Here is a 13,591-nt window from a genome sequence, read left to right as displayed (position 1 = left end):
TAACGCCGATAGTACTAGTCTGGTGACGGACTGGGAGGGTAGGAAGTCGCTTGGTCCACATGCGGATGTGGCGGAATTGGCAGACGCGCTAGACTTAGGATCTAGTGTCCATGACGTGGGGGTTCAAGTCCCTCCATCCGCACCATAAAAGTGATACAGTTAATGTGTCACTTTTTTTTATGTAAAAGAATAAGTTAACGGACTTGAACCCGTGAGGGCAAATAACGTTAATAAAATATGGTCAATCCATATTTTTAGTTATTTGAGAGGAGAGCTTGCATCGACGTGAAAAGGCTGTGCTTGCACAGACGTAAGTCCCTCCATCCGCACCATTAAAGAGTAATACTTAAAGTGTTACTCTTTTTTTATTTTTTGTATTTGTATTTTTATATGTTATAATAATTAGTAATATTTGTAAAAGTATTGGGGGATTAGAGTTTGAAAAAACAAAAATTAATTGTATTTGGATGTATTATTGGATTATATTTCTTATTAGGAGGACATTTAAATACTGAAACAATACATAATGCTGCACTTAGGGAAGCTAAAAAAGTTAGTATAGAAAATGGATACAGATTAGATTCGGAAAAAGGATATCCATTTATGAACGGTGATTCTGGTAGTTTTGAATTAATGGATAAGGCTATTAAAGAAGGTGGATATATGGCTATTTTAATACCTGGGCTTGAAGGTTACTATTTTTATAAGTTTGATATTTCAAAGAAAAATGGAACTAAGAAAAAGTTATGTGTTGTTATGTCAAGAAATCTGGTTTATGGTGCATATATAGAGGATATGGGAGGACAGTGCTTTCCAATTGACTATGATAAAAAAATTGAAAAACATTAGCTTAAAATAATTATATATAGGGTATAGATATACTTAATTAAAATAGCTATTAACATTTTTATAAAATTTTTAGGGGGATAAGGGTTTGAAAAAAATAGGATTGGTTATTTTAACTTTAATTATTGGAGGACTTATTATAACTGGATGTAGTAATACAGCTAAATCTGATGACCCTAGTGTTAAGTTGGATAATAAGGTAGAATATGGGAATTAAGGTAAGGAGGAAAATAAGGAACAATATGAGGCTGCACTTGCTGAGGCTAAGAAAGTATGTCAGGAAAACGGATATAATTTAGAGTCAGATTCAGGGGAGAAGTCTATGAATGGTGATTCTGAATCATTTAAATTAATAGATAAGGTAATTAAAGAAGGTGGGTATAAGGGTAATTTAAAGCCAGGAAATCAGGGCTATATTTATTATGTTTTTAAAATTTCTGAGAAAAGTAATGGAAATGATATAATACTTGGAGTTGTTATGGTAAAGGATAAGGTTTATGGAGCGTACTTAGATTATTTATTTAAGAATAAGCCTAGCGAATATAGATCTATTAAAGATACTAAGGATATTGATAGATTGTAGTGTTTTTATATAAAAAGTAAATTTATAATAAACTTTATTTATTTAAGGCAGGTAGTATTTCTACCTGTTTTTTATATGATAAAATAATGAGTAACAATGTCAATATATTCAAATAAAATATAGGGTATATATTTAATTGTAAAAAATTAATAATAATAACTGATATACTAGTGTTATAAGTTAATTGTTTATTATTTAATTAACATATAATAGTTTAGATAGCTAGGGTTTGTATATTTATTGTTAGTATAAATATATTAATTAGGGGATGATTTTGTGGATGGTAAGGTTGTAGTTTTATATTCTTCTAAGTATGGGGGAAGTAAAAAATATGCAGAGTTAATATCAAAAAAACTTAATTCGTATATATTTGATATTAATAATTTTGATAAATCAGTATTAATGAAGGCAGAGACAATTATTTTTGGAGCAGGTGTGTATGCTGGAAGTGTAAACAATATTAAAATGTTTGGAGAATTAGCTTATTTACTTCAGGGTAAAAGGTTTATTGTTTTTACATGCGGACTTACAGATAGGGACGACAATAGTGGAATTACTCTTATAGATAATAACCTTAACAAGGCTTTAAAGGAATTAGAATTTAAATACTATTATTATATGGGAAAAATAGATTATGCAAAGCTTAATTTTATCGATAAAATTATTATGAAGGTATTAGTAAAATCTCTTAGTAAAAAGTCTGAAAATGATTTAACTAAACATGATAAATTAATTTTAAGTACTTATGGACAAGTATTAGACCTTATTAACGAAGACAGCATAGAGGATTTAATTAAGTATGTAAGGGGAGTTTAAATCTATGTGGAAAAAGGTTTTAATTGGAGTTATTTTAATAACTGGACTCACGGTGTATTTCTTTGGGTTTGCCTTAAGGGGAAGAGATATTACAGGGCTTATAAATGTTTCGTCTGAGGGTGAAACAATAAATTTAGATTTATATCCAAAGTCATTTTATGGACTTGAAGAGATACTTGATAAATATGATGTATATTTAATGGGTGAAAATAGAGGTTCCAAGGCAAGTTATGAACTTAATAAATATATGGCTAAATACTTTGTAGAAAATAAGGGTGTTAAGTACATTGTTATAGATTCAGGTCACTCATATGCCCAGTATTTAAATAAATATTTAGAGACTGGAGATAAAAAAATTCTTGAGTTTTTGCTTCAACATATTCCAGAGTCAACGGATGGTATGAGGGTTAGTCAAGATGAGATTGAACTTATGAGGTTTTATTATGAATTAAATAGTAATTTACCTCAGGATAAAAAAATAAAATTTGTTGGTATAGGTGTAGAAAGTGCTACGGTTATATCACTTAATTATTTAAACAGTATTCTTCAGAACAAGAATATTGATCCTGAAATAAAGCCTTTTATAGATAAAATAAAAGAATCTAAGAATTCACCTAAGTTTTTTACTGAGGATATAAATCACTACTTTAAAAACTATGGAAGTAAAATAAAGTCATCACTTGGAAAAGATTATTTTGATTTCAAAATAGTTATAGATAACCTACAAGGTGCCTTTGCAGGAAGTTTGTATGATGAGACGTTAATGAATAATTTTAAGGGGCAGTATGCAAACTTACCTGAGGGGAAATATTATGGTCAACTTGGAATGTTCCATACTGATAACATGAAGAATTTTGATAGTAGTATAACTAATTCATCTTATAGTAGTTTTGCACATGATCTTAACATAGGATTTAACCAGACTAGGGGGAAGGTGTTTACACTTAATTATCTATATAGTGGAGGGAAAGAACTTTATTCTAACATGCCACAAAATAATGATGATTTAATTGCTTTTCCAAGAATACTTGGAACTTCATATAAGATATATAATAGTACAAGGGACTACAAGGCATTTACAACTATTAAATCCTGGACCCAAGGAAAATTTGCAGATGAATGGTTTGTAATAATCAACAATTCACCTGCAGCAGGTAGGTACAAAAACCAATTTACTCTAAAATAGAATAATTCAGTTCGTCTAATAGGTGGTTAGTATCAATTATACTAACCCCTTTATTTATTGCAAAAATAATTACTGCATCCCTTGGATTCTTTGGATATAGTGAACTATTTCCTGTAAGAGTTAATCCTTTTTGAATCTGGTTTAGGTTCATTTTGCAGGCTATAAAAAGGCAAAGGGCCTTGTCACGACTAGGTTTTTTGGTACCTTGAAGTATTTGATAGGCATAGGTACGGCTAAGTCCTGAATTTTCAATAACCTGACTTTTAGTAAGTGAATTTGAAGATATTATATCCTCAATATAGGCTGTAAAATCAATGTTTGAGTTAGTTTCACTAATAAATGAATTCAGTTCATCTTTACACTTAATTTGTCTTAATATGTTTGATAATTCTTCAGTAGATTTCATAATTTCACCTTTATTGTATAGAGTATATTTATATGATATACTCTTTTAGAAATTGGTTCAATAGAAGTATATAGGAGTTGATTTTGTGGACTTAGCAGCAGAATACAGACTTTCTCAATATGAGGAATTGTGTACACTTAATACCAGTGAAAAGAACAACATTTTTCTAGTGAAACACCAGTTAGATAATAGGGTATATGTTAAAAAGGTTATTACAACTTTTAATAGGAATATATACTATACTTTAAAGGACAATCCCCATAAAAATATAAGTCGCATATATGAGGTTATTGAACTTGATGGGGAATTGATTATAATAGAAGAGTTTATAAATGGACCATCTCTCCAGGAACTTCTTGAGGAGGAGGGGTCGTTACATGAAAGTAGAGTTATTAATTATCTTGAGAGCATTTGCTCTGGTCTAGATTTTCTTCATAGCTTAGACAGTCCTATAATACATAGGGATATTAAGCTTTCTAATATTATGATTTCAAGTGATGGAATAATTAAAATTATAGATTTCGATGCAGCAAGAATATATAAGGAAGATAGTGAAACCTATAGCTGTAATAAGGACACTGTACTTCTTGGAACAGCAGGGTTTGCACCTCCAGAACAATATGGATTTGCCCAAACAGATGCAAGAAGTGATATTTACTCACTAGGGGTAGTTATAAATTATCTTCTAACAGGTCACCATTCAAGTGAGGGTATAGATAATGGTAGGTTACATTATATAATAAGCAGGGCTACTGAGCTTCAACAAAGTAATAGATATAACAATATAATGGAGCTACTTATAGACTTAGATCTTCAGGATAATACAAGTACTGAGGACCTAAAGACTAGGGGTAGGGTAGGTATAACTATACCAGGATTTAGACAGCAAAAGCCATTTAATATTATAGGGGGACTTCTTTTTTATATGTTAGTGGTTTCTATGTTTGTTGAAAGTGTTTCAGAGGGAAGGGGAATAATTATATCCCTACCTATGCCACTAGGGTTATTATCTATATTTTTAATATTAACTAATTACATGAATATTAAGCAATATGTACCCTATAATGATAGTTTAGATAAGAAGCCTAGGGTATTCGGACTTGTTATGTCATGTGTAATAGCCCTATTTTTCTGGGCATCAATAGAGGTGTTGTTAGAACAATTTTTTAAATTATCCTAGTTGTATGCTAACAGCATACCAAGGGAAAAATAAATTAATATATAATTTACTCATAGGCAAGATAAATTATATGTTTGGAGGAACTAAAGATGAATAACGAAAAGTTTTATAACACAAGCTGGTTTATGTGGCTAATGCTTGTTTTCGTAACACCGGTTGGAATATTCCTATTATGGAGAAATCATAAGATTAATAAGGGCGGAAAAATTGGACTAACTATTGCATTTTCAGTAATATTTTTAGCAGCAGTAGGTATGACAATGGAGGATGATGCTCCAAAGACTCCACCTAATCAAGTAGAAAGTGGTCAGTCAGCAGGTTCATCAAAGCCAAAGCCAGATGAAGCTAAAAAGGAAGAAAAGAAGATCTATGGAATTGGAGAAACTTTCAGTTACAAAGGTGAGTATGAAGTAACAATTGATAAGGTTTATAAAACAGATAAAAGAAACCAATTCTCAGATAAGCAGCCAAAGGAAGTTGTAATCATAGAGTATTCATATAAGAACATATCAAAGAAAGACCCTCTATTTATATCATCAATGAGTTTTAAGTTATTTGATGGAGAGGGGAATGCACTAGAGACTTACCCAGTTTCAGGTGAAGGTAATGCACAAACAATACCTGCAGGTAAGACTTCTAAGGGAAATATGGCATATGGAATAGACAATGGAGATTCAATTGAAGCATACTACTACGATAATATGTTTAATTCAAAGGAAGATGCTGTATTTAAACTTAGTACATCAAAGTAGATTTCACCAATACATTTTTCATAATAAAATAATAGCTTGATAAATTAATTACCAAACTATTATAGTACCTGTTTTTCATAACATATCAAATAAGCTGTTCATAAATGAACAGCTTATTTTGTTATGTTTAATATTGTTATAGGTTTAAATTTTTTATAATAATATATTAATGATTTTTAGGGCAAAATGAGTTAAGGAGTAAACTGTATTTTTACTAATTATAAAAGGTCTTTATTAATATTATGCGAGGTGAAAACATGAAAAAATTTAATATAACTAAAATAATAATAGGTCTTACACTTGTTACTATTATTATATTTAGTACTGTTTTCACTATAATATATAGATTTAATAACAATACAGCAACCATGGTTAATAGAAGTCGTGGGGATATTAGGGGGCTAATTTATATTGAGAATTATGATAATGCTATTAAAGTTGCCAAAAACACATTTAATAGCATTCCTAAATTTCAGTATAATAGTCAATATACTAATATACACAATATGTTAAGTGAATTTAAGGGTATTCCTAAAGGTGAAGAGCTAGCTATAGATATACTAACTACTATAGAGGGAAGTCAGTATATTACCGATAATACAAGGCTTAAAGCAACAAGGAGTCTTAAAAATATCTACTTAAATGTAGAGGATTATGCTAAATCAACAAAATACACATTAAAAACAATGTATTTAGCTAAAAAGTGTAACAACAAATACTTAGAAATAAAAAGTGAAATTGAACTTGGAGTTGATTATAGCTACATTAAAGGAGAAGATACTGCTATTAAATTAATAGAAGAAACCCTTAATAAAAACGTAGATAACAAGAAAGAGGATACTTTTCTTAAAGTATATGCATATGTAAATTTAGCTGAACTTTATTACGACAAAGGAAACTATGATAAGTCTTTAGAGTGTATTAATAGTATTCCAAGTTATAAGGAGCACTTTAATGAAGAGGATGCTAGAGACATTGAGATTATTAAGCTTTTGTTAGCGTGTAGAAATTATATAGCAAAAAACAATTTACAAAGTGCACAAAATAATCTAGATAGGGCAGATAAGCTTATTAAAGTAGATAAGGATGTATTTCTAACAGGCAAAAACCAAATATACTTAGTAGCAAGGGGCGAATATTTTTATGCAATTAATAAATATAAAGATGCCCTCGAAAATAACGACTATGGTATTCAAGAGTCCCATAATAACAGGGGATATAAGTATTGTAGACAATTTATTAAAAATAATATAAAAGTAGCAGATGCCATAGAAGATAATACACTGAGAATTAAGTATTATAGGGAATTAATTAAATCCCAGGAGGTTGAAGATAGAAAAATATATTCTAATTATGCATACTTTATAATAGAAAATGTTAAATTTGAAGATCAGCTTACTATGAGTTTTAAAAGACTAAAATTAAGTAATATAATAATTTTATTTACAGTAGTAATAATTGCAATTGGAATTCCTATAGGATACAAAATTCTTACTAACGCCAGAAATAAAATTTTAAGGGATGGATTAACAGGAATATATAATAGATATTATCTTAATAAGGAGATTACAAAGCTAGTGAAAAAGCATAAAAATTTCTCTATTATAATGTATGACTTAGATAATTTTAAGAAGATAAACGATACCTATGGCCATGACTTTGGAGATATAGTGTTAATTAATACTAGTAAGGTTGTGAATAATAGGCTATCACCTAATGAAGCCCTATATAGATATGGTGGAGAAGAGTTTGTTGTTATTGTTAAGGATGCTGTAGAGGAAAGAGTTAGAGAACTTGCTGAAATAATTAGATCTTCAATTGAATCTATGGAGTGGAGAGAAAACATAACAACAACAGTAAGTATAGGAGTTGCCCACTCTAAAATAAATGGAGAAAATACCATAAAAATAGCGGATGATAACCTATACAAGGCAAAACAGTCAGGTAAAAATAGAGTTGTGGATTAAATTATAAACAATTTACAAGAAATATTAACTTATTATTATATGTTCTGTGGATATATAGGATAAAATCCTATGTTTTATTAACTTATCCACAGTGGATAACTTTATATTGGTTTTAAGAATCCTAATTTGTAATTTATTAAATTGGGATTCTTTTTTTATGAAACAAATTAGTTAGTGTTGAATATATATGTGTTATAGTGTACTATTTAAGTATTACACTAGGGAAGAGGGTGGTAGTATTGGATTTTGAATCAATAGTTTTCGATGATAACAAAAGCGTATACGTTCAAATTATAGATTATATAAAGAAATTAGTTATAGGTGGGAAGCTTACACTTGGTGAGAGAATTCCATCAGTTAGGGAGATGGCAGGTATTATGAAGGTTAATGTAAATACAATGCAAAGAGCATATAAGCAGCTAGAAGCTGAAGGAATTACTGAAACTAAGAGGGGAATGGGCTCCTATGTTACTACTAGTGATCAGATTATTGTAACTCTTAAGGAAGAGGCAATGGGAGAGATAGTAGATAAATTTATTACTGACATGAGGGACATGGGATTTAGCAGAGAAGATATTATAGGAATAATAACTAGGAGGGATAGTTAATGGGAAACTTACTAGAACTAAAAGATATTACTAAGGTTTATGGAGGGAGAAAGGTACTTAACTCAATTAACCTAAGCATAGGAGAAAATGAAATAATAGGACTTTTAGCTCCAAACGGTGAAGGTAAATCAACATTAATGAAAATAATATCAGGGGTTATAACAAGTTATAGTGGAGAGGTTCTACTTAATGGAGATAAAACAACCTATAAAAGTAGAAATAAAATAGCTCTAATGCCAGATAAGGAATTTATACCATCAACATGGAAGGTAAGTGACGCTGTAAAGTATTACAACAAATACTTTAACGGCTTTAATAGAGAAAAAACAGAAAGTATCCTTGAAAGATTTAAAATATCTAAGGAGTCACTTATAGGGGAATTATCACTTGGAAGCAGTGAAAAGGTATCACTTGCATTAACAATGGGAGTAGATGCAGATATTTTCTTACTAGATGAACCACTTGCAGCGGTAGACATAATAGCAAGGGAAGATATTCTAAAAACAATAATAACCGACTTTAAAGAAGGAAGTACAGTCATAATATCAACCCATCTAATCCGTGACATAGAGAAGGTATTTGATAGGGTAGTTTTACTAGATAGAGGTAGCATTGTAGCTAATGAAATAGTAGATGACTTAAGAGATAATGGAAAGTCAGTAGTAGATTTCTATAAGCAAGTCTATGGAGAAACTATTTAAAGGAGGCGAGATAATGTTACTTAGCAAGGGAATTAATTATAGGGGGGAGACATTAACCCTAGGAATTTTAATATTTTCGGTTGTAATGAATCTATCGGGGTATTTTATAGATAATATAGAAGCTCTTAAATATATGGAGATAATTAATAGCGTAATACCTAGTATATTTACGGTGTTATTAATATTTAGTTTCTATGATACTTTTATGGATAACAAATTTTATATATACATGCTTCCATTAAGTAAGAAGAGGATAGCAGGAGAAATACTTTTAAAGTGGTTTATTTGTTATATTATCCACCTAACTGTATTTGTAGTTTCAGTATTTACTAAGGATGACTTTACCCTACTTATTAATAACATAGATATTAAAGGTGAATTGTTTATGTTTATGATAAACAATATAGGTTATCCTATTTTTGCAGTAATCATAGTTTCAATAATGATAATAGTTAAATCAAGAAAAATACACCCTATATTTTTTGTTATAGGTGCTTATATAGTTGCTAAGGTTTCATTTTATTTGCCACATAGAACATACTCATTTAACTATAAGATTGATATGTGGAGACTTTGGGAAGAGAGAAAAATATACTTACTTTCAGATACGGCTGAGGCATCAGCTAAGAGGGGTGATAGTGGAGCAGACTTTCTGCCAATATCCTCAGGTGAGTCCCTTATATATTATGGAGGGGTAGAACTGTATTTAATAGCTTTAGTAGGCTTATTTATATGGGCAGCCCTATCAATAGAAAGATTAAGCATGGAACAAAACATTGGTAAGGTTAAGAGAAGGAGGTTCCTATATGAGAGAAAATGGTATAACAAGTAGTCTTGGTAGGCTTATTTATAGAGGGAATAGAGATTATAGAACATTTTATGCAAATACAATGGGAACTGTAATAGTAGCAAATCTTATACTAGGATTACTTACCCTAGGTACTAATAATGATAATGTATTTAGTTTATATGAGGGAGTAAGTAATATAAGTTTAATTTACTTTTTATTTGTCCCATTTGCATGTTATAGAACTGTATTTAAAACAGGAGCAGGATTATATATTTATTTAACTCCAATTAAAAAGTCAGTTATATTAAAAAAAATAATATCTAACTGGATTATAGGATTTGGAATATTTATTGTTTCTAGAGAAGTGCTTGGGATTTTAATTGTAACCCTATCAAGAAATCTTATTAGCTTTAAAGAGCTAATACATCTAACTGATATACAAGCTATAATACTTTTTATTATCCAAATAGCACTTATTATATCAGCCTTAATTATGACAGTCTTTGCTGTTGATATTATATCTGTGGTTAAGAGAATACCAGCTGTTATAGGTATAGGATTGTTTTTTCTAGTATATTACTTAGTTAATAAGCTGCCAGCATTTTTAACATTTAGAAGGATAGAGTCAATAGATTCAAGTCAGCTTATTATAGATCCTCTTAAGGTTAAAATATATGCAGGATATGATTATACAGATATAAGTTTAGGACAGGTAGGATTATTATTTATAATAGCCCTTATAGCATTTGTATACGCATTAAGTATTTTTGAAAAGTATAGCTTTGATAATAGTAACAGGGCCTATATATCAATAGGAAAGTTTAAAATTACAAGAATAAATAGTAAGCTAATTGCTGTTTTAGTAGTCTTAGCCCTAATGTGGGGGCTGCCATTTATGCTTTTTAGTACTGTTAAAACAACAGGGGAAAGCCAGGTTTTAACCCAGACTTTAGTAGATAGAGGTAGAATAGTAGACATGGATAATGTTAGATTATCGGCTAGTGGATTTAATGAATTCAATAAGGGATATATTATTTCTCCATATACACAGGCAGAGGAAATTGAAAGAGCTACAGGAATTAGACATGATTATGTAGAGGGAGTTTCAGATACAGGTTACCAGCTAATATTAGTTAAAGATAACAATATAGTTGAATATATTAAGGGGTTACCTAAAGAAGATAAGGTTCAAATACTAGTTGAGAAATCAAACTTTAAGGATAGTATATATGAATTTACCTATGAAAATGAACCTGTTTTTAAGTATATATTTGGAGAAGACTATATAATTCTAAAAACTAAAATTTAAATACTAATTAATTAAATAGTAGGTGTTTAATTATAATACAAAGGATAAGTAGGGAAGAAAACCGTAGTCAATATAATGGAAGGGGTTTCCTACATGAAAGAAAATAGTATAATGAATAGCTTAGGTAGGCTTATTTATAGAGGAAATAGAGACTATAGAACTCCATTTGCAAATTTTATGGGATGTTTTATAGTAGTTAATTTAATACTAGGTCTTTTGGCTTTAGCATCAAGAAATGTAAGTGTTCTACACTTTTATAGTGGAGTAGATGTAGTATCTTTAATATATTTTGTTACAGTGCCAATATTTATGTATGACCTAATATTCAAAACAGGTCAGGGATTATATTTATTTATGGCACCAATTAAAAAGTATACTATATTATTTTCAGCTATAAAAACATGGGCACTAGGATTCAGTATGTTTATTATACTTAGAAATATATTAAGTTTAGCATTAGTATACTTTGGACCACATGTTATAGATTTTAATTTCTTTATAGAAGGGTTAGATTTAGTAACAGTATTACTTATATTCTTTAGATTAGTAATGCTATTATTATCTGCTTATATGTTAGGAGCAGCTATAGATATTATATCTGTAGTTAAGAAAATACCATCTACATTAATAATAATTATATTAGGAGTATTACTTTATTTTATTATTAATATGAATAATTTTTTAGTTTTTTATGGAATGGAAAGAATTGATACAGTTAATTATTTTATTCTACCTATTGATATTGTAGACCACTTAAGAAATATTGTGCTACCTATATCTATGGGACAGATATTAATAGTATTCTTACTTGCAGTTGGTTTATTTGTTTATGCTATGAGTATTTTTGAAGGGTACTCATATGACAATAAATCAAGAAATGTAATTTCAATAGGAAAATTTAAGATAAAAAGTTTAAAGGGTGAAACTATAATTGGACTTTTAATTGGCTTTATAATAACTTTAGGTCCAGTAATAGCATATCAAACAGCAGCTCCAAAGTCTGAATCTGTTAAAGTAGTGGAGGTTTCTAACCTACAAAATGTTATAGATAATAAAAAGGTTAAGAGTAAAAGCATAAAACTATCAGAAACTACCTTCTTCGACTTTGATAAGGGGTATATAGTTTCTCCATATACAAGTATTGATGAGATTAAGTCTGTAACGGGGGTTAATTATAATTATAGCCAAAGTATTTCAGATGGAGAGTATCAACTAATACTTATTAAGGACAAAAAGGTAATTTCATATATTTATGGAAAACCTAGAATTTCAGGAATGCTAATAGATATAAAAAAGGATAAGTTTCAAGGCAATATATATGGGTTTACTAAGGAAAATGAACCTATATTTAAGTTTGCAGCAGAGGAAGGATCTAAGGGAAGTTATAGTATATTAAGAGGAAAAATATAAAACACTATATATAAGTAAGAATTTGTAAGTGTTATGAAATAAAAAACTGGAACCAAGCTTCGCTTGGTTCCAGTAATAGTTTATAGATATTTATATAATCCTATTTCTTTTTAAGTGAATCTTTCAGGTGGCTAAATGATGAAAATGCAACGGTAATTATAAAAAAGGAATATATGATCTCAAGTATTGTTAATATCTTAGAAAGTGAGGATATTGCGGCAATGTCACCGTAGCCTACAGTTGCAAAGGTTGCAAAACTAAAATACAAAAATGAAATAAACATATCAAATGAGTTATTTCCTATGTGTCCTATAAAGTGACGACTTGAAATTTGATATATATAAAAAAAGTTAACTGCAAAAAATACAACACCTGCCAGTGCACAAAATCCTATTGAAATAAGGGCATTAACAGAACTTATCTGATTCTTACTAGCATACATAATAGAGCGGCAGGAATACACAATAAGATATATGTAGAAAACAAGACCAAGCCATATCATAATTGCATAACCTAGAGCCGTATCAATTACCGTATTTAAAAAACTTAGTGACAATATATACATTATATAAAGTACTAAAGCTGACCAAGGCTTAAATACTAAACTTTTAAATGTAGTCATAATAAAACCCCTTTAATTACAAGTTATTAATAGTATATGAAAAAACATAAAATTTAATTTAAAACTTTTTTGTTTTTTTTAATAAATAGTGTTGACACTTTTTTTATATGGGTATATAATTAATCTTGTCAGTAAGACAAACATCAAGTGATGATGGCAGAGAGGATACACCCGTTCCCATACCGAACACGAAGGTTAAGCTCTCTAACGCCGATAGTACTAGTCTGGTGACGGACTGGGAGGGTAGGAAGTCGCTTGGTCCACATGCGGATGTGGCGGAATTGGCAGACGCGCTAGACTTAGGATCTAGTGTCCATGACGTGGGGGTTCAAGTCCCTCCATCCGCACCAACAAGGTGATACAGTTTATGTATCATCTTTTTTTATGTAAAAGAATAACTTAATGGACTTGAACC

At 29.8% G+C, this 13,591-nt stretch carries 15 protein-coding genes, 2 tRNA genes and 1 rRNA gene; 16 read left to right on the top strand and 2 right to left on the bottom strand.

Annotation, left to right across the window (positions count from 1 at the left end; all coding sequences use genetic code 11):
• The first annotated feature begins 61 nt into the window (after nt 1–61).
• The 6 genes from RR539_RS09090 (at nt 62) to RR539_RS09065 (ending at nt 3,431) form a co-directional block, all read left to right on the top strand.
• Nucleotides 62–145: transfer RNA gene (locus RR539_RS09090), tRNA-Leu, on the top strand.
• Nucleotides 146–438: 293 nt separating this feature from the next.
• Nucleotides 439–849: a hypothetical protein gene (locus RR539_RS09085; RefSeq protein WP_332474204.1), complete on the top strand. Its 411-nt coding sequence runs from the start codon at nt 439–441 to the stop codon at nt 847–849.
• Nucleotides 850–934: 85 nt separating this feature from the next.
• Nucleotides 935–1,063: a hypothetical protein gene (locus RR539_RS09080; protein ID WP_332474203.1), complete on the top strand. Its 129-nt coding sequence runs from the start codon at nt 935–937 to the stop codon at nt 1,061–1,063.
• Nucleotides 1,064–1,168: 105 nt separating this feature from the next.
• Nucleotides 1,169–1,429: a hypothetical protein gene (locus tag RR539_RS09075; RefSeq protein ID WP_332483716.1), complete on the top strand. Its 261-nt coding sequence runs from the start codon at nt 1,169–1,171 to the stop codon at nt 1,427–1,429.
• 276 nt (nt 1,430–1,705) lie between these two features.
• Entirely contained in the window at nt 1,706–2,245 is a 540-nt protein-coding gene (locus RR539_RS09070) for a flavodoxin domain-containing protein (protein ID WP_332474201.1), read from the top strand.
• Nucleotides 2,246–2,249: 4 nt separating this feature from the next.
• Nucleotides 2,250–3,431, top strand: coding sequence for a hypothetical protein (locus tag RR539_RS09065; protein WP_332483715.1), 1,182 nt, complete (start codon nt 2,250–2,252; stop codon nt 3,429–3,431).
• Here RR539_RS09065 and RR539_RS09060 read toward each other — a convergent pair.
• Nucleotides 3,418–3,837 carry a hypothetical protein gene (locus RR539_RS09060; protein ID WP_332474199.1) on the bottom strand — a complete coding sequence of 140 codons (420 nt, stop codon included), beginning with the start codon at nt 3,835–3,837 and terminating at the stop codon, nt 3,418–3,420. The genes RR539_RS09065 and RR539_RS09060 overlap by 14 nt on opposite strands.
• Nucleotides 3,838–3,922: 85 nt before the next feature.
• Here RR539_RS09060 and RR539_RS09055 point away from each other — a divergent pair, with 85 nt between their 5' ends.
• From RR539_RS09055 to RR539_RS09020, 8 genes are all read left to right on the top strand, one after another.
• Nucleotides 3,923–5,017, top strand: a complete 1,095-nt coding sequence (locus tag RR539_RS09055) for a serine/threonine-protein kinase (RefSeq protein WP_332474198.1) — start codon at nt 3,923–3,925, stop codon at nt 5,015–5,017.
• An 89-nt stretch (nt 5,018–5,106) separates the two neighbouring features.
• Nucleotides 5,107–5,769 (top strand): DUF4352 domain-containing protein, encoded by a 663-nt coding sequence (locus RR539_RS09050; protein WP_332474197.1) that lies wholly within the window; start codon nt 5,107–5,109, stop codon nt 5,767–5,769.
• Nucleotides 5,770–6,026: 257 nt separating this feature from the next.
• Entirely contained in the window at nt 6,027–7,736 is a 1,710-nt protein-coding gene (locus tag RR539_RS09045) for a GGDEF domain-containing protein (RefSeq protein WP_332474196.1), read from the top strand.
• 239 nt (nt 7,737–7,975) lie between these two features.
• Nucleotides 7,976–8,344, top strand: a complete 369-nt coding sequence (locus RR539_RS09040) for a GntR family transcriptional regulator (protein WP_332474195.1) — start codon at nt 7,976–7,978, stop codon at nt 8,342–8,344.
• Nucleotides 8,344–9,045 carry an ABC transporter ATP-binding protein gene (locus RR539_RS09035; protein WP_332474194.1) on the top strand — a complete coding sequence of 234 codons (702 nt, stop codon included), beginning with the start codon at nt 8,344–8,346 and terminating at the stop codon, nt 9,043–9,045. Before RR539_RS09040 ends, RR539_RS09035 begins: the two co-directional genes overlap by 1 nt.
• A gap of 13 nt (nt 9,046–9,058) precedes the next feature.
• Nucleotides 9,059–9,877, top strand: coding sequence for a hypothetical protein (locus RR539_RS09030; RefSeq protein WP_332474193.1), 819 nt, complete (start codon nt 9,059–9,061; stop codon nt 9,875–9,877).
• Entirely contained in the window at nt 9,852–11,144 is a 1,293-nt protein-coding gene (locus RR539_RS09025) for a hypothetical protein (RefSeq protein WP_332500353.1), read from the top strand. Before RR539_RS09030 ends, RR539_RS09025 begins: the two co-directional genes overlap by 26 nt.
• Before the next feature lie 93 nt (nt 11,145–11,237).
• Entirely contained in the window at nt 11,238–12,554 is a 1,317-nt protein-coding gene (locus tag RR539_RS09020; RefSeq protein ID WP_332500352.1) for a hypothetical protein, read from the top strand.
• 100 nt (nt 12,555–12,654) lie between these two features.
• Here the strand turns inward: RR539_RS09020 and RR539_RS09015 are convergent, their stop codons facing one another.
• Nucleotides 12,655–13,176, bottom strand: a complete 522-nt coding sequence (locus RR539_RS09015; protein ID WP_332483711.1) for an ion channel — start codon at nt 13,174–13,176, stop codon at nt 12,655–12,657.
• Nucleotides 13,177–13,319: 143 nt separating this feature from the next.
• Between RR539_RS09015 and rrf the strand changes: the two genes are divergently transcribed.
• A 5S ribosomal RNA gene (rrf, locus tag RR539_RS09010) occupies nt 13,320–13,436 on the top strand.
• Between the two features lie 6 nt (nt 13,437–13,442).
• Nucleotides 13,443–13,526 (top strand) — tRNA-Leu (locus tag RR539_RS09005).
• Nucleotides 13,527–13,591: the final 65 nt, after the last annotated feature.

Source organism: Clostridium sp., from assembly GCF_036639235.1.
Lineage (GTDB): Bacteria > Bacillota > Clostridia > Clostridiales > Caloramatoraceae > Clostridium_AB.
Note: the sequence above shows the minus strand (reverse complement) of the source record. Positions and strands in the feature narration are given on the sequence as shown.

Excerpts from the sequence above, each read along its gene's own strand:
- RR539_RS09035 (WP_332474194.1), top strand. The coding sequence starts at position 8,344 with ATGGGAAACTTACTAGAACTAAAAGATATTACTAAGGTTTATGGAGGG.
- RR539_RS09030 (WP_332474193.1), top strand. The coding sequence starts at position 9,059 with ATGTTACTTAGCAAGGGAATTAATTATAGGGGGGAGACATTAACCCTA.
- RR539_RS09075 (WP_332483716.1), top strand. The coding sequence starts at position 1,169 with ATGAATGGTGATTCTGAATCATTTAAATTAATAGATAAGGTAATTAAA.
- RR539_RS09015 (WP_332483711.1), bottom strand. The coding sequence starts at position 13,176 with ATGACTACATTTAAAAGTTTAGTATTTAAGCCTTGGTCAGCTTTAGTA.
- RR539_RS09060 (WP_332474199.1), bottom strand. The coding sequence starts at position 3,837 with ATGAAATCTACTGAAGAATTATCAAACATATTAAGACAAATTAAGTGT.
- RR539_RS09045 (WP_332474196.1), top strand. The coding sequence starts at position 6,027 with ATGAAAAAATTTAATATAACTAAAATAATAATAGGTCTTACACTTGTT.
- RR539_RS09065 (WP_332483715.1), top strand. The coding sequence starts at position 2,250 with ATGTGGAAAAAGGTTTTAATTGGAGTTATTTTAATAACTGGACTCACG.
- RR539_RS09020 (WP_332500352.1), top strand. The coding sequence starts at position 11,238 with ATGAAAGAAAATAGTATAATGAATAGCTTAGGTAGGCTTATTTATAGA.
- RR539_RS09050 (WP_332474197.1), top strand. The coding sequence starts at position 5,107 with ATGAATAACGAAAAGTTTTATAACACAAGCTGGTTTATGTGGCTAATG.
- RR539_RS09025 (WP_332500353.1), top strand. The coding sequence starts at position 9,852 with ATGAGAGAAAATGGTATAACAAGTAGTCTTGGTAGGCTTATTTATAGA.